Origin of the sequence: Streptomyces seoulensis, assembly GCF_004328625.1 — a bacterium.
Lineage (GTDB): Bacteria > Actinomycetota > Actinomycetes > Streptomycetales > Streptomycetaceae > Streptomyces > Streptomyces seoulensis.
Window position 1 is genome coordinate 5,255,399 of sequence record NZ_CP032229.1, and the last position, 15,537, is coordinate 5,270,935.

Annotated in this window: 13 protein-coding genes and 2 pseudogenes; 9 read left to right on the forward strand and 6 right to left on the reverse strand. The window is 74.3% G+C overall.

The genetic code is table 11. The features are described from left to right. Position 1: 1 nt before the first annotated feature. Genes D0Z67_RS24115 through D0Z67_RS24125 form a run of 3 tightly spaced genes read left to right on the forward strand, consistent with a single transcriptional unit; the run spans position 2 to position 3,465 of the window. Positions 2–1,966, forward strand: a complete 1,965-nt coding sequence (locus tag D0Z67_RS24115; RefSeq protein WP_031183682.1) for an LpqB family beta-propeller domain-containing protein — start codon at positions 2–4, stop codon at positions 1,964–1,966. Beyond that, positions 1,963–2,886 (forward strand): S66 peptidase family protein, encoded by a 924-nt coding sequence (locus D0Z67_RS24120; protein WP_031183683.1) that lies wholly within the window; start codon positions 1,963–1,965, stop codon positions 2,884–2,886. Before D0Z67_RS24115 ends, D0Z67_RS24120 begins: the two co-directional genes overlap by 4 nt. A gap of 33 nt (positions 2,887–2,919) precedes the next feature. Beyond that, positions 2,920–3,465 carry a GNAT family N-acetyltransferase gene (locus tag D0Z67_RS24125; RefSeq protein WP_031183684.1) on the forward strand — a complete coding sequence of 182 codons (546 nt, stop codon included), beginning with the start codon at positions 2,920–2,922 and terminating at the stop codon, positions 3,463–3,465. Between the two features lie 3 nt (positions 3,466–3,468). Here D0Z67_RS24125 and D0Z67_RS24130 read toward each other — a convergent pair whose 3' ends face one another. Next, complete coding sequence (locus tag D0Z67_RS24130) at positions 3,469–3,819, reverse strand: VOC family protein (protein WP_031183685.1); 351 nt, start codon at positions 3,817–3,819, stop codon at positions 3,469–3,471. Positions 3,820–4,077: 258 nt separating this feature from the next. Here D0Z67_RS24130 and D0Z67_RS24135 point away from each other — a divergent pair, with 258 nt between their 5' ends. Next, entirely contained in the window at positions 4,078–5,922 is a 1,845-nt protein-coding gene (locus D0Z67_RS24135; protein ID WP_031183686.1) for a transketolase, read from the forward strand. 177 nt (positions 5,923–6,099) lie between these two features. Here D0Z67_RS24135 and D0Z67_RS24140 read toward each other — a convergent pair. Further along, a pseudogene (locus D0Z67_RS24140) lies at positions 6,100–6,911 on the reverse strand (IS5 family transposase). Positions 6,912–7,053: 142 nt separating this feature from the next. Here D0Z67_RS24140 and D0Z67_RS24145 point away from each other — a divergent pair. Continuing rightward, complete coding sequence (locus tag D0Z67_RS24145; RefSeq protein WP_131589622.1) at positions 7,054–8,010, forward strand: IS481 family transposase; 957 nt, start codon at positions 7,054–7,056, stop codon at positions 8,008–8,010. 63 nt (positions 8,011–8,073) lie between these two features. Here the strand turns inward: D0Z67_RS24145 and D0Z67_RS24150 are convergent, their stop codons facing one another. Together D0Z67_RS24150 and D0Z67_RS24155 are read right to left on the reverse strand one after the other, a co-directional pair. Further along, positions 8,074–8,895, reverse strand: coding sequence for a class I SAM-dependent methyltransferase (locus tag D0Z67_RS24150; RefSeq protein WP_031183766.1), 822 nt, complete (start codon positions 8,893–8,895; stop codon positions 8,074–8,076). Between the two features lie 66 nt (positions 8,896–8,961). Next, positions 8,962–10,458, reverse strand: a complete 1,497-nt coding sequence (locus D0Z67_RS24155; RefSeq protein WP_031183767.1) for a bifunctional phosphatase PAP2/diacylglycerol kinase family protein — start codon at positions 10,456–10,458, stop codon at positions 8,962–8,964. A 114-nt stretch (positions 10,459–10,572) separates the two neighbouring features. Here D0Z67_RS24155 and D0Z67_RS24160 point away from each other — a divergent pair. From D0Z67_RS24160 to D0Z67_RS24175, 4 genes and pseudogenes are all read left to right on the forward strand, one after another. Continuing rightward, positions 10,573–10,870, forward strand: a pseudogene (locus D0Z67_RS24160) (DUF6158 family protein). 158 nt (positions 10,871–11,028) lie between these two features. Next, the gene (locus D0Z67_RS24165) at positions 11,029–11,502 is read left to right on the forward strand and encodes a hypothetical protein (RefSeq protein ID WP_031183769.1); all 474 of its coding nucleotides are present in this window, start codon (positions 11,029–11,031) and stop codon (positions 11,500–11,502) included. A gap of 186 nt (positions 11,503–11,688) precedes the next feature. Next, positions 11,689–12,945, forward strand: a complete 1,257-nt coding sequence (locus tag D0Z67_RS24170) for an aminotransferase class I/II-fold pyridoxal phosphate-dependent enzyme (RefSeq protein ID WP_031183770.1) — start codon at positions 11,689–11,691, stop codon at positions 12,943–12,945. Beyond that, a complete protein-coding gene (locus D0Z67_RS24175) occupies positions 12,942–14,096 on the forward strand; it encodes an MBL fold metallo-hydrolase (RefSeq protein ID WP_051888163.1) in 1,155 nt (384 codons plus the stop codon). The genes D0Z67_RS24170 and D0Z67_RS24175 overlap by 4 nt, the downstream gene beginning before the upstream one ends. Here D0Z67_RS24175 and D0Z67_RS24180 read toward each other — a convergent pair. Both D0Z67_RS24180 and D0Z67_RS24185 read right to left on the reverse strand, forming a co-directional pair. Next, complete coding sequence (locus tag D0Z67_RS24180; protein ID WP_234312922.1) at positions 14,047–14,691, reverse strand: DedA family protein; 645 nt, start codon at positions 14,689–14,691, stop codon at positions 14,047–14,049. The genes D0Z67_RS24175 and D0Z67_RS24180 overlap by 50 nt on opposite strands. Beyond that, a complete protein-coding gene (locus tag D0Z67_RS24185; RefSeq protein WP_031183773.1) occupies positions 14,688–15,461 on the reverse strand; it encodes an MBL fold metallo-hydrolase in 774 nt (257 codons plus the stop codon). The genes D0Z67_RS24180 and D0Z67_RS24185 overlap by 4 nt, the downstream gene beginning before the upstream one ends. Positions 15,462–15,537: the final 76 nt, after the last annotated feature.

The following is a 15,537-nucleotide window of genomic DNA, read 5'->3' on the forward strand; positions in this document are numbered from 1 at the left end:
CATGGGGGAAGAGATGCACGTCCTGCCGTACGGCTCCTGGCCGTCGCCCATCGACCCGGCGCTCGCCGCCGCGCACGACGGACACCCCGAGTGGGTGGGGTTCGTCGGGGACGAGGTCTGGTGGACCGAGCCCCGGCCCGCCGAGGGCGGCCGCCGCGCCCTGGTGCGCCGCACGGCCGCCGGCGCCGAGGAGCCGGTGCTGCCGCCGCCGTGGAACGTGCGCAACCGCGTCCACGAGTACGGCGGCCGCCCCTGGACCGCGGCCCCCGGCACCGACCGCCCCCTGGTCGTCTTCACCCACTTCGCCGACCAGCGGCTCTACCGCTACGAGCCCGGCGGCGACCCGGTCCCGCTCACCCCGCTGTCCCAGGTGGGCGGCGGACTGCGCTGGGCCGAGCCGGAGTTGGACACAGAGCGCGGCGAAGTCCGCTGCGTGCTGGAGGAGTTCACCGGCGAGGGCAGCGGTGACGTACGGCGGGTGCTGGCCGCCGTACCGCTGGACGGGTCGGCCGCCGAGGACCGGTCGGCCGTACGCGAACTCAGCGAGGAACGGCACCGGTTCGTCACCGGCGCCCGCGTCTCCCCGGACGGGACCCGGGCCGCCTGGCTCGCCTGGGACCATCCGCGCATGCCCTGGGACGGCACCGAGCTGCTCGTCGCGGAGATCGGCGAGGACGGCCGGTTCCGGGAGGCGCGCACCGTCGCCGGGGGCGAGGACGAGGCGATCGCGCAGGTGGAGTGGGCGCCGGACGGGCGGCTGCTGTACGCGAGCGACCGGGGCGGCTGGTGGAACCTGTACCGGGACGGCGTCCCGCTGTGCCCGCGCCAGGAGGAGTTCGGCGGGCCGCTGTGGAAGCCCGGCCTGCGCTGGTTCGTACCCTTGGCCGACGGGCTGCTCGCGGTGCTGCACGGGCGCGGCTCGGCCGTGCTCGGGATACTCGACCCGGAGACCGGTGAGATCGCCGACGCGGCCGGTCCCTGGACCGAGTTCGACTCCTCCCTCGCCGCCCACGGCAGCCGGGTCGCGGCCATCGGCGCGAGTCCGCGCACCGGTTACGAGGTGATCGAGCTGGACACCGGCACCGGCCGCGCCCGCACGGTCGGCGCCCACCACCGGGACCCCGTCGACCCCGCGTACTACCCCGAGCCCGAGGTCCGCACCTTCACCGGACCCGGCGGCCGCGAGGTGCACGCGCACGTCTATCCGCCCCGGCACCCCGAAGTCACCGGACCCGAGGGTGAGTTGCCACCGTATGTGATCTGGGCGCACGGCGGCCCGACCAGCCGGGTCCCGCTGGTGCTGGACATGGCCATCGCCGCCTTCACCTCGCGCGGCATCGGCGTCGCCGAGGTCAACTACGGCGGCTCCACCGGGTACGGGCGTGAGTACCGGGAGCGGCTGCGGCACCAGTGGGGCGTGGTCGACGTGGAGGACTGCGCGACGGTCGCCCTCGCGCTGGCCGAGGAGGGCACGGCCGACCGGGACCGGCTGGCGATCCGGGGCGGCAGCGCGGGCGGCTGGACCACCGCGGCCTCCCTGACCGGCACCGACGTCTACGCCTGCGGCACGATCAGCTATCCCATTCTCGACCTCACCACCTGGGGCCCCGGCCGCACCCACGACTTCGAGTCCCGCTACCTGGAGTCCCTGGTCGGTCCCGTGGCCGAGGTCCCCGACCGCTACACCGAACGCTCGCCCACCCACCGTGCCGACCGGCTCTCCGCCCCCTTCCTGCTCCTCCAGGGGCTGGACGACGTGATCTGCGCCCCCGAGCAGTGCGAGCACTTCCTCGAGAGCGTCGCGGGCCGGGGTGTCCCGCACGCCTACCTGACCTTCGCCGGAGAAGGCCACGGCTTCCGCCGCGCCGACACCATGGTCCGCGCGACGCAGGCCGAACTGTCCCTGTACGCCCAGGTGTTCGGCTTCGACCTGCCCGGCGTCCCGAAACTGGAGCTCGGCACGTGAAGCAACTTGAGCGTCCCACCCGTCTCGCCCCCGGCGCCCGCGTGGCCGTGGTGGCGCCCAGCGGGCCGGTACCCGGGGAACGGCTGCGCGCCGGTCTCGACGTGCTGCGCGGCTGGGGCCTCGAACCGGTCGCCGCACCCCATGTGCTCGACCGGCACAGCCAGTTCGGCTACCTCGCGGGAACCGACGCCGACCGCGCCGAGGACCTTCAGCGGGCCTGGTGCGACCCCAAAATCGACGCGGTGCTCTGCGCGCGCGGCGGCTACGGCGCCCAGCGGATGGCCGAGTTGCTCGACTGGGAGGCGATGCGCGCGGCCGGCCCGAAGGTGTTCGTCGGCTTCAGCGACATCACCGCCCTGCACGAGGCGTTCGCCACCCGTCTGGACCTCGTCACCCTGCACGGCCCGATGGCCGCCGGGGTCGACTTCCTCGGCAGCGAGCGCGCCCGCGACCACCTGCACGCGACCCTCTTCACCCCGGAGAAGATCCAGCGGATCGCCACCGACGGCAAGCCCCTCGTCCCCGGCCGCGCCCGGGGCACCACCCTCGGCGGCTGCCTCTCCCTCCTCGCGGCGGAACTCGGCACCCCGCACGCCCGCCCCTCCGCCGCGGGCGGCCTGCTCTGCCTGGAGGACGTGGGGGAGGAGACGTACCGGCTGGACCGCTACCTCACCCAGCTGCTGCGCGCCGGCTGGCTGGACGGCGTCCGTGGCGTGCTCCTCGGCTCCTGGCAGGACTGCGACCCCTACGACTCCCTCCGCCCGATGCTCGCCGACCGGCTGGCCCCGCTGGGCGTCCCGGTCCTGGAGGGCGCCGGGTTCGGGCACTGCCCGGACGCCCTGACGATCCCCTTCGGCCTTCCGGCCGAACTGGACGCGGACGCGGGCACGTTGACACTGGAGGAGCCCGCGCTGCGGTGACTTCCGGCCGGCGGCCGGGCGTAGGCTGGCCGGATGCCGCACACCGCACCCCACTACCTCGCCCAGGGCCCCCGGGTGGCCGTCCGCCGGTTCCGGATGGAGGACGGCGGTGAGTTCACCGCGCGGTCCAGGGAGAGCAAGGACCTGCACCGGCCGTGGCTGGTGATGCCGGACAACGACGAGGCGTACGCCGCCTACGCCGGGCGGCTGCTCGGCGACGCCGCGCGGGCCGGGTTCCTGGTGTGCGAGCGGGACAGCTGGGACATCGCCGGGTTCATCAACATCAACAACATCGTCCGGGGCGGCTTCCAGTGCGGGGCGCTCGGCTACGGGGCGTTCGCGCACGCGGCCGGGCGGGGGCTGATGCGGGAGGGCCTTGAGCTGGTGATCGGATACGCCTTCGGGCCGCTCGGGCTGCACCGGCTGGAGATCAACGTGCAGCCCGGCAACACCGCGTCCATCGCGCTCGCGCGCGGCGCCGGGTTCCGGCTGGAGGGCTTCTCGCCCGCCATGATCCAGGTCGACGGGGAGTGGCGCGACCACGAGCGCTGGGCGCTCACCGCGGAGATGCGCGGCTGAGGCTCAGGCCCCCGACTGGTCGGCGTACTCGAAGATCGTGCCGTCCGGGTGCATCACCAGCAGGTTCCGGCCCACCGGCGTCGGCACCGGACCTGCGATGATCTGCGCGCCCAGGTCCGCGAGCAGCCGGTGCGCCTCCTCGACGTCCTTCACGGCGATCGTGGCCGTCACCTTGCGCAGCACCTCCAGCTCCGCCTCCGGCCCGCTCATCAGCAGGAACGACCCGATCGCGGCCACTTCCACCCCGCCGCGCTCGAAACGCAGGGCGGTGCCGCCCGCCAGCCGCTCGTAGAACGGGACCGCGGTCTCGAGGTCGTCGACACAGATGCGCAGTGTGGCGCCAAGAATCTCCATTCCCAGAAGCCTAGTTGGGGCCGGGAGGTGCGCACAGGGCGTCGTCGTGCTTCGGGGGGCGTGCGCGGCGGCCGGGTGACGTGAAGGTGGTTTGGGTGCCGTCACCCCGGTTACGCGGAAGACCTCGGACGAGCCGCACCACCGGGGCGCCCGCGGCCGGTCACACAGCGTGACGGGCCGGGGCCCTCGGGGGCCGGGCAGCCCGCCCGGTGTGCCGAGGACCGTCCGAGTCGCCTCGGACTCGCGGAAAGGAGACCCATGAACAACGACGAACTCGCCGAACTCGGTCAGCAGTTGCGGGTGGACAGCGTCCGGGCCGCGGACGCCGCGGCATCCGGACACCCCACCTCCTCGATGTCCGCGGCCGATCTGATGGCCGTGCTGCTCGCCAACCATCTGCGCTACGACTTCGAACGCCCCGACCATCCGGCGAACGACCGCTTCATCCTCTCCAAGGGACACGCGTCCCCGCTGATGTACTCCGTCTTCAAGGCGGCCGGCGCCATCGACGACGCCGAACTGCTCACCTTCCGCAAGCTCGGCAGCCGTCTGGAGGGCCACCCGACCCCGCGCCGGCTGCCCTGGGTGGAGACGGCCACCGGCTCCCTCGGCCAGGGCTTCCCGGTCGGCGTCGGCATCGCGCTGGCGGGCAAGCGGCTGGACCACTCCGACTACCGCGTCTGGGTGGTGTGCGGCGACAGCGAGATGGCCGAGGGCTCGGTCTGGGAGGCCGCCGAGGCCGCCGCGTACGACAAGCTGGACAACCTCACCGTCATCGTGGACGTCAACCGGCTCGGCCAGCGCGGCCAGACCCGGCACGGCCATGACCTGGACGCCTACGCCCGCCGCTTCCAGGCGTTCGGCTGGCACACCGTGGAGATCGACGGCCACGACGTCGCCGCCATCGACCGCGCCTACAGCGAGGCCGAGTCCACCAAGGACCGCCCCACCGCGATCATCGCCCGCACCCTCAAGGGCAAGGGCGTCGCCGCCGTGGAGGACAAGGAGGGCAAGCACGGCAAGCCGCTGCCCGACGCCGCGGAGGCCATCGAGGAGCTGGGCGGTCCCCGCGACATCCGCGTCCACGTCAGCGAGCCGCCGGCCGCGACCCCGGAGAAGGTCGCCCACGAGCCGCTGAGCCTGCCCCGCTTCGACAAGGGCGAGGAGGTCGCCACCCGCGACGCCTTCGGCAAGGCGCTGGCCGCGCTCGGCACCGCGCGCGGCGACGTCGTCGCCCTGGACGGCGAGGTCGGCGACTCCACCCGTACCGGCGTCTTCGCCGAGGAGCACCCCGAGCGCTTCTTCGAGTCCTTCATCGCCGAGCAGCAGATGGTCGCCTCGGCGGTCGGGATGTCGGCACGCGGCTGGCTGCCGTACGCGTCCACCTTCGCGGCCTTCTTCAGCCGCGCCTACGATTTCGTGCGCATGGCCTCCATCAGCGACGCCGGCATCAACCTGGTCGGCTCGCACGCGGGCGTGGCCATCGGGCAGGACGGCCCCTCGCAGATGGGCGTGGAGGACCTGGCGATGTTCCGGTCCGTCTACGGCTCCACCGTGCTCTACCCCTGCGACGCCAACCAGACCGCCCGCCTGGTCGCGGCCATGGCCGACCTGGACGGCATCCGCTACCTGCGCACCTCGCGCGGTGAGAGCCCGGTCATCTACGACGCCGACGAGGAGTTCCCCGTGGGCGGCAGCAAGGTGCTGCGCTCCAGCGAGGAGGACCGGCTCACCGTCGTCGCGGCCGGGGTCACCGTGCAGGAGGCGCTGACGGCCGCCGACAAACTCGCTGAGGAGGGCATCAAGGTGCGGGTCATCGACCTGTACTCGGTCAAGCCCGTCGACGTGGAGACGCTGCGCAAGGCCGCCGACGACACCGGCTGCCTGGTCACGGTCGAGGACCACCACGAGGAGGGCGGCATCGGCGACGCGGTCGTGGAAGCCTTCACCGACGGACGTCCCGTACCGCGCCTGGTCCGTCTCGCGGTGCGGATGATGCCGGGTTCCGCCGCGCCCGACGAGCAGCTGCACGCGGCCGGCATCGACGCCGCGAACATCGCGGCCACCGCCCGGCTGCTGGTGGGCGAGGCCGTGGTGAGCTAGGGTCTGCCGTTTGGATCAGGCCGGATCAGGGAGCGGGGTCCGGTGCCGTGGATCGCAAGGCGGAGGAGGGAGTCATGGCGGAGCCATGGCGAGTGACGACAACGCGGCGAGGCGCGGTGCCGGGGCACGCGAGCCCGGCCTGATCCAAACGAGAGGCCCTAGGGGGTGTCTTGTCGATCATCGGTCGAGCCAGATGAGGGTGCTGGCGAGGGTGATGGCGGCGAGGTAGCGGTCGGGGCGTTTGTCGTAGCGGGTGGCGATGCCGCGCCATTGTTTGAGGCGGTGGAAGCAGCGTTCGACCACGTTGCGTCGCCGATAGGCGGCCCTGTCGAATCCGCAGGGCCGTTCCCGGCGCCGTCTGCGGCCGGCGAGTTGGTCGATGCGTTCGGGGATCGTGGCCTTGATCCCGCGTCGGCGCAGGTAGGCCCGGAAGGCGCGGGCGGAGTAGCCCTTGTCCGCGACGACGTGGTCGGGGCGGGTCCGTGATCTTCCCGGCCCGGGTCCGGCGACGCGGATCGCGTCGATGACGGCTTCGGCCTGGGTGCAGTCGTTGCGGTTGCCGCCGGTGAGCAGGAAAGCCAGCGGCCTGCCCAGGCCGTCGCAGGCAAGGTGGACTTTGCTGGTCAGCCCGCCGCGGGAGCGTCCAAGGCCTCGTTCTTCGAGCCCCCTTTGGCGGCGGTGTGCTGGTGGGCACGGACGGTCGTGGAGTCGATCGCGACCAGCCAGTCCACCTCCGCCCGTGACTGGGCGGCGGCCAGGAGGCGGTCGAAAGTGCCGTCGCCAGCCCAGCGGGCGAAGCGTCCGTGCACGGTCTGCCACGGGCCGAACCGCTCGGGCAGGTCCCTCCAGGGCAGACCGGTACGGAACTTGAACACGATGCCCTCAAGGACCTGACGGTGATCCCGCCAACGGCCTCGCGCCCGGCCCGCAGGCGGCAACAACGGTTCAATCACCGCCCAGGCGGCATCAGAAATCTCCCCATCCCTCACACCCAGACCAACGATCCGATGATCGGAAAGACACCCCCTAGGTGTATTGATCACGAGCGTTGTTAACGCAGGCAGGGCTTGATCATGGCGAAGGCCCCCGTGTGTGGTGGAGGTGTCGAATCTTCACCGCACGGAGGCCTTCGTGTCCCACCGTAATGCCCGGCTGACCGTTCACGGCAGGCGACTGCTCGTCGAACGTGTCCGCTCCGGCCGTCCCGTCGCGCATGTCGCCGCCGAGATGGGCATCTCCCGTCCCACAGCCCACAAGTGGATCCGGCGCTGGCACTCAGAGGGCGAGAGCGGACTCCTCGACCGCTCCAGCCGTCCCCGCACGACACCGCACCGGACCGCAGCCGCCACCGAGGCGCAGGTCTGCAGGCTGCGACAAGAGCGCAAGCTGGGCCCGGCACGCATCGGGCCGGTCCTGGGCCTGCCCGCCTCCACCGTGCACCGCATCCTGCTCCGGCACGGCCTGAACCGCCTGGCGTTCATCGACCGCCCCACCGGGCAGGTCATCCGCCGCTACGAACGCGCCCGTCCCGGCGAGCTGGTCCACGTCGACGTCAAGAAGCTCGGCCGCATCCCCGACGGCGGCGGCCACAAGGTGCTGGGCCGGCAGGCCGGCCGGGCCCGGCGCAACAGCGTGGGCTTCGACTACATCCATTCCGCCGTCGACGATCACTCCCGCCTGGCCTACAGCGAGGTCCACGCGGACGAGAAGGCCCTCACCTGCGCCGACTTCCTACGGCGGGCCGCAGCCTTCTTCGCCGAGCACGGCATCACCCGCATCGAGCGGGTCCTGACCGACAACGCCTGGCCCTACCGCAAGAGCTTCGCCTGGCAACAGGCACTGGCCGACCTCGGCGCGGCCGGCAAACTCACCCGCATCTACCGGCCGCAGACCAACGGCAAGGTCGAACGCTTCAACCGCACCCTGCTCGACGAATGGGCCTACCAGCGGCCCTACACCACCAACACCGAACGCACCGAAGCTCTGACAGACTTCCTCCACACCTACAACCACCACCGCTGCCACACCGCACTCGGCGGCCACCCACCCATCAACCGTGTGAACAACCCTGCGGGTCAATACACCTAGGGCCGTACTCCGTCATGGCGGGCGTCGCTCGGGTGTCGCCCGCCGTGGTGTTCGGACGGGTGTTCAGGCGGGCTTGCGGCACAGGATCTCGCCGTGCAGGACGGCGAACCAGCCGTCCTCCCGCCGCCCCCACTCCCGCCAGGCGTCGGACACCGCGCGCAGCTCCTCCGGCGTGGCGTGGCCGCCCTCCACCGCGCGGCCCGCGTACGCGGAGGCGAGCGTACGGTCCGCCCACAGGCCGCTCCACCAGGCACGTTCCTCGGGGGTGGCGTACGTCCAGGTACCGGAGGTGGCGGTGATGTCGCTCAGCCCGGCCGCCAGCGCCCAGCTCCGCAGCCGCCGGCCGGCATCCGGTTCGCCGCCGTTGGCCCGCGCGACGCGCCGGTACAGGTCCAGCCAGTCGTCCAGGCCGGGTACGGCCGGGTACCAGGTCATGGCCGCGTAGTCCGCGTCGCGCACCGCGATCAGCCCGCCCGGCCGGGTTACCCGGGCCATCTCGCGCAGCGCGCCCACCGGGTCGCCCACGTGCTGGAGCACCTGATGGGCGTGGACCACGTCGAAGGTGCCGTCGGGGTGGCCGAGGGCGTGCACGTCGGCCACCTCGAAGTCCACGTTCGTCAGACCCCGTTCCTCGGCCGTGGCGCGGGCCTGCTCCAGGATGGCCGGGGCGCGGTCGGCGCCGGTCACCCGGCCGTCGGGGACCAGCGCGGCGAGGTCGGCGGTGATGGTGCCGGGGCCGCATCCGATGTCGAGGACGCGCATGCCCGGTTCGAGTGAACCGAGCAGGTACGCGGCCGAGTTGGCGGCCGTGCGCCAGGTGTGCGAACGCAGCACCGACTCGTGGTGGCCATGGGTGTAGACGGCGGTCTCGCGTGTCTCCGGCATGACGTCACGGTACGCCCGCGAACCGGATGCTGAGACCGCCGTTCCGCGATACGGACTGACGCCCCATCAGGAGGGGTTCGGGCGCGGGCTGTACGCCGTGAGGATCTCCGGCAGCTTCTCCACCGTCACCGTGCCGGACACCGAGGTGACCTCGCCGTCGTACGCCAGCGGGGTGCCCGGCGCGAGGCCAGACAGGCGCAGCCGGCCGAGCTGGACCGCCGCATGGCCCTGGGACCGGCTGAGCGGGCCCGCCACGGCGGCCGCCAGCAGGCGGAGCGTCGGCCAGCCGTTGCCGTGCACCACCCGCACGTCCAGCGGGCCGTCCGACAGCTCCGTACGGCGTCCGGCGCCCAGGCCGCTGCGGCGGTAGACGCCGTTGCCGATGAACAGCATCCACAGCGGGTGCTGCTTGCCGGCCGCCTGGACCACCAGCGGATGCCGGTCGGCGCGCAGCACCTTCACCGCGCCCAGCACCCCCGCCGCCCAGCCGCCGATCCGGGGCGACCAGTGCTCGCGCTCGCGCACCAGCTCCGGGTAGACGCCCAGGCTCAGGGTGTTCAGGAAGACGCTGGAGCGGTCGTCGGCGGTGAACTTGCCGACGTCCACCTGGACCGCCTCGCCCGCGCGGACGGCGGCGGCAAGCCCGGCGGCGTCCTCCACCCCGAGGTCGTACGCGAAGTGGTTCAGGGTGCCGCCGGGCAGCACCGCCAGCGGCAGACTGTGCAGCAGCGCGACCTCGGCGCCCGCGTTCACCGTGCCGTCGCCGCCGCACACCCCGAGCACCCGGGCCCGTGCCGCCGCCTTGTCCAGCTCGGCCCGGACCTCCTCCGGCTCGCACTCCACGATCTCCGCCTGCGGCAGCGCGTCGTGCAGCGCCCGCACCCGGTCGGCGGTGCCCGAGGCGCGGTTGGCGACCATCACCAGGCCCTCGCCGTCCGGCAGGGCGGGGGCGTCCGCGCGCGGCCGGGCCACCGGGCGGGCCGCCGCCCGGGTCGGCACCAGCTTGCGCACCACGAACGCCGCGCCGACGCCGAGCGCCGCACCGGCCAGCACGTCGCTCGGGAAGTGCGCGCCGGTGTACACCCGGGAGGTCGCCACCGAGAACGCCACCGGCGCCACCACCGCGCCCCACGCCGGGGACTCCAGCGCGACCCCGGCCGCGAAGGCGGCGGCCGACGCGGAGTGGCCGGACGGGAAGGAGGTGGTGATCGGCTGCCGCTTGAGCTGCCGGGACAGCGGCACCGGGTCCAGCACCGGCCGGGTGCGGCGCACCGACCGCTTGCCCAGGGTGTTGACGGTCAGCGAGGCCAGGCTCAGCGACGCCAGCCCCCGCACCGCCGCCCGGCGCGCCCTCGGGGTGCGGGTCGCGGCGATCGCCCCGGCCGCAGCGAACCACAGCACACCGTGGTTGGCGCTGCGGCTCAGGCGGGGCAGCACCTTCTGGGCGCCGGGCCAGTTCCGCCGGGCGGCCACCTCGAAGAGCCGGGCGTCGGCCGCGAGGAGCCGGCGCAGGACGTTGCGGCCGGTGGCCGGGACAGCGGTGAGGTCGACATCTGCGCTCATGTTCGACCCCCTACCCCGAAGCGCGCCATTCGTGTGCCGCCGCCCGGGTACGGGCACGGTGCCGCGCGCGGAGGCCGGGGGAGCGGGATCTTCGTACAGTGGACCTCAGGGCCAGTGGAGCTCGGGACCAGTGGACCTCACCACCTCGGACACGACGAGCGGGGGCACCACCATGACCGGAGTCGACCCCAGCCGACTGGACGACCAGCAGCTCATGAAAGAGCTGGAGACGATCCACCGCACACGCCACGACACCCTGCTGTACGGCTCGAACGACGCCCTGCGCGCCCACAACGAGCGCATGGCCCAGCTGGAGGGCGAGTACCTGCGCCGCAATCCGCGCCGCCTGGTCAGCGCGGGCCGCACCCGCGAGGGCGCCCGAGAACGGGGTTGCGCGGAGTCCGGCGAGTGACGCCGGGGGCGGCTTCGCGGGCCGGTGTCACCCGTTGGGTGCCGTCCGTGTCCCGCGAATGGGGTCCGGCGGCGGGCGGGGCGGCGCCCGGGGGGCTCTGATGGCAGCGAGGGCACAAACGCGTGCCCCGACCGCCGTACCGCCGAGGAGCCCGCCCCATGCGCCGCACCGTACGCGCCCTCTCCACCGCCGCCGCCCTGGCCGGCGCCATGCTCGTCATAGCCGGACCCGCACCCGCCTCCGCCGAGTCGGGCGCGCCCTGCGAGGACCCCGCCGCCTCCGCCCCCAAGTCGCCCGGTAAGTCCTACGACGCCCCGCTGCCCGGAGCGCCGTACCTCAGCGCGGCGCCCACCGGCCCGGCGCGGAGCGGCGGCACCGAGGACTGCGCGGAAGGCGGGGCCGGAAAGGCCGGGCAAGGCGGCGACGCCTGGGAGGACGAGGACGGCCAGGACTGGGACTCCGGGCCCGCGAAGGGCGACCCGCCCACCGTGGAGCACGGTGTGCAGGCCGGGGCCGGCGGCACCTTCTCCGACTCGGTGCCCGCCCTCGCCGCGGGCGGCGCGCTGATCGCCGCGGCGGCCGCCGGAGCCGGGTACCGGCTGTACGGCCGCAGACGCCCGGCCGGGCGCTGACGGCGGGCAGCGGAGGCCGCTGTGACCGGGACGACGCCGGACCCGAGCCATGCCGGGCCGTCCGGCGGGTACACACCTTCCCGAGGGCACCACCGGCAGACACCCCGCGCACCCGTCACACGGCACGAGAGAACCGAGAGAGCGGGGACACAGGGGATTCGGCACACGGACCGTGCGGAGGCGGAGATGCGGCGGAGGGAACCCGAGGGCCACGGCCCGGTCCGCTACGGCCCCCCGTTCCCCGCCGACGGTCTGCCCGTCCTCCCGGAACTCGCCGCGCGTCTCGCCGCCGCCGAACACCACGGCGAGGCCCAGCCCGCCGGCGGCGACCCCGCCCTGCTGGAGGCCGCCTGCGGCTACTGGACCCGGCGCTCCCTGCCCTGCACCCCCCACCACGTCACCCTCGCCCCCGGCGCGCCCCCGCTGCTGCTGGCGCTGACCGCCGCGCTCGCCGGAGACCACGGCGACCTGCTGGCCCCCCGCCCGCGCGCCGCCTGGTGGGCGCCCGTCGCCCGGCTGCTCGGCCGCCGCCTCTTCCCGGTCCCGGCCCCGGCCGACAGCGGCGGCATACCCGACCCGTACGCCCTGCTGGAGACCGTCCGCCGGGTCCGCGCCGAGGGCGGCGACCCCCGGCTGCTGGTGCTCTCCGTCGCGGACGACCCCACCGCCGCCGTCCCCCAGCCCGAGCTGCTGCACGAGACCGTGGAGGCGGCCGCCGCCGAGGGGCTGCACGTGATCAGCGACGAGACCTGGCGCGACACCCCGCACGATCCCCACGACACGGTCCTGGTCAGCCCGGCCGGGATGCTGCCCGACCATGTCACCGTCGTCGCCGACCTCGCCGGATCGCTGCTCCCGGCCGGCTGGCCCGCCGCCGTCGCCCGCTTCCCGGACACCGCAGCCGGGGAGGAGGCCCACGCCCGGATGCTGGACGTGCTCACCGCGCTCGGCGCCCGTCTCGCCGCCCCCGTCGCGGCCGCCGCCCGGTACGCGCTGGACGAACCCGAGCCGGTCACCGCCCGCCGCGAGGCCACCACCGCCCTGCACGCCCGGCTGGCCGCCGCCGCGCACCGCACGGTCCTCGCGGGCGGCGCGCTCGCCCTGCCCCCGCAGGCCGGCCGCCATCTCTACGCCGACCTCGGCCCGCTGAGCGAACCCCTCGCCGCGCGCGGCGTACGGGACGCGCAGGACCTGGAGGACTTCCTCACCGCCCGGCTCGGCATGCCCGCGCCGGGCGGCCACCGCTTCGGCGACGACCTCGGCGCCCTGCGCGTACGGCTGTCCACCGCCTCCCTGCTGGGCGGCGGCGACGAGGAGCGCGAGGCCGCGCTAGCCTCGCCCGACCCGACCGAACTGCCGTACACGCGGGACGCGTTGCGCTCCCTGCGGGCGGTCCTCGACGAACTCCGTGACGACTCCGTGCGATGGGAGACTCCTCGATGACGCAGCAGACGCATGAGTCCGGGTCCACCGTCACCACGGCCGCCACCCCCGCGCCGGACACCCCCAAACCCGTGGACGCGGCGCCCGAGGCGGTCGTCCGTGCCCCGCTCGCGCCCGCGTCACCGCCACTGGCCGAACCCCGCCCGCTGGGCGAACACCGGGTGTGGCCGCGCACGTTCCACGACCGGCTCACCGCGCCGCTTCCCGGCTGGCGCGCCATGGCCCGCTTCGCCCGCGAGGGCGCCGTACGCCCCGACCCCGAGGGACTCGTCGACATCCCCCGACTCCCGTACGAGCCCGGTCCGTTGCCCCGGGTCGGCGCCGACGCCCTCGCCGTCACCTGGGCCGGGCACGCCAGTTGGGTGGTGCGGATCGGCGGGCTGACCGTGCTCACCGACCCGGTGTGGTCGCGCCGCATCCTCGGCACCCCGGCCCGCGTCACCCCGGTCGGCGTCTCCTGGGACAGCCTCCCGCCCGTCGACGCGGTCGTGATCAGCCACAACCACTACGACCACCTGGACGCCCCCACCCTGAGCCGACTCCCGCGCGAGACGCCGGTGTTCGTGCCCGCCGGGCTCGGACGCTGGTTCCGGCGGCGGAGGTTCACCCGCGTCACCGAGCTGGACTGGTGGGAGGGCGCCCGACTCTCCGGTGTGCGCTTCGACTTCGTGCCCGCGCACCACTGGTCCAAGCGAACTCTCACCGACACCTGCCACAGCCTGTGGGGCGGCTGGGTGATGACCGCGACGGACGGGCAGCGCCTCTACTTCGCGGGCGACACCGGCTACGGCCACTGGTTCGGGCGGATAGGCCGCCGCTACCCCGGCATCGACCTCGCCCTGATGCCCATCGGCGCCTACGACCCGCGCTGGTGGCTCAGCGACGTCCACTGCGACCCGGAGGAGGCCGTGCGGGCCACCCTCGACCTCGGCGCCCGCCGGATGGCGCCCATGCACTGGGGGACGTTCGTGCTCTCCGCCGAGCCCGTCATGGAGCCCCTCACCCGGGTCCGCGCGGCCTGGGAACAGGCGGGCCTCGCCCGCACCGACCTGTGGGACCTGCCCGTCGGCGCCTCCCGCGTCCTGGAGTCCGACCCCCGTACTACCGCTCCTCGCCCCGCACCCGGCGCACCAGCCCCGGAGCCGCGCTGACCAGCACGGTCAGCAGCACCACCGCCAGCACCCCCTCCCACGGCCGGGCGAACAGCGAACCCCCGAGCACGCCGATGACCTGATACGTCAGCGCCCACGCCAGGCACGCCGGCAGGTTGCCCCGCGCGAAGCGCCGCAACGGCCACTCGGCCAGCAGGCACGCCAGCATCACCGGAATCCGGCCGGCGGGTATCAGCCGGGACAGCACCAGCACCGACGTCCCGTGCTCGGCGAGCTTCTCCCGCGCCTGGTTCAGCCGCTCCTCCGGCGCCCGCGACCGCAGCGCCTCCAGCCAGCGCGACCCGCTCTGCGAACCCAGCCCGCGCCGCCCCAGCCAGTACAGCGCCGCGTCCCCCAGGAAGGCCGCCAGCGACGCCGTCACGAAGACCAGCGCCAGCGAGAACGGCGCCGACCGGTGCAGCGCCACCACCGTCGCCGAACTGACCAGCGCCCCCGTCGGCACCACGGGTATCAGCGCCCCGACCAGCACCAGCAGGAACAGCGACGGATAGCCGTACGCCTGGCTCGTCGACTCCAGCGGCGCACCCGTCGTCGCGGCGGCGGCCAGCACCGCCGCGCCCCCCACATACCTCACCGGCCGGCCTCCAGCCGTACGCCCTCGCCGTGCCCCAGCCGGCACACGGTCACCTTCGGTGCCGCCTCGGCCGCCAGGCGCACGAACTCCTCGCCCGGCGCGTGGAACTCGTGCGGGCGCACCGCGTCCATCCCGATCGGCCAGTACGTGCCGTAGTGCACCGGCACCGCCCAGCCCGGCGCCAGCCGGGCCAGCGCCCGCGCCGCCCGGCCCGCGTCCAGATGCCCCTCACCGAGGTTCGGACCCCAGCCGCCCACCGGCAGCAGCGCCACGTCCACCGGACCGACCTCCTCGGCCATCGCGTCGAACAGCGCGGTGTCCCCGGCGAAGTAGGTGCGCGCCTCGCCCTCCACGACATAGCCCAGCGCGGGCGCGCGGTGCGGACCGAACGGCAGCCGCCGTCCGTCGTGCAGCGCGGGCACCACCCGCACCCGCAGCTCCCCGAGCCGCACCTCGTCGCCGGGCACCACCTCGGTGAGGTCCAGCCCCCGCAGCCGGCGCAGTCCGGGCACCGCGCGTAGCGCGCCCCGAGGCACCAGCACCCGCGTGCCCGGTGCCAGCTGAGCCAGCGACGGCAGATGCAGATGGTCGGCGTGCAGATGCGAGACGAGCACGGCGTCGGCGCGGCGGGCCCCGGCGGGCGGCGGCGCGCCCCGGCGGCGGCGCAGATGCGCCAGCCGGGAGGCGAACAGGGGATCGGTGAGCACCCGGGTGTCCGAATCCTCGATCGTGCAGGTGGCGTGACCCCACCAGGTGACCTCCACCGGCACTACCCTCACCTCCGCGCGCGACTCCCCCGAAGCCTACGGGCAGCGGTAGGGTCGGCGGCGAAACCCGGAGGTGAGG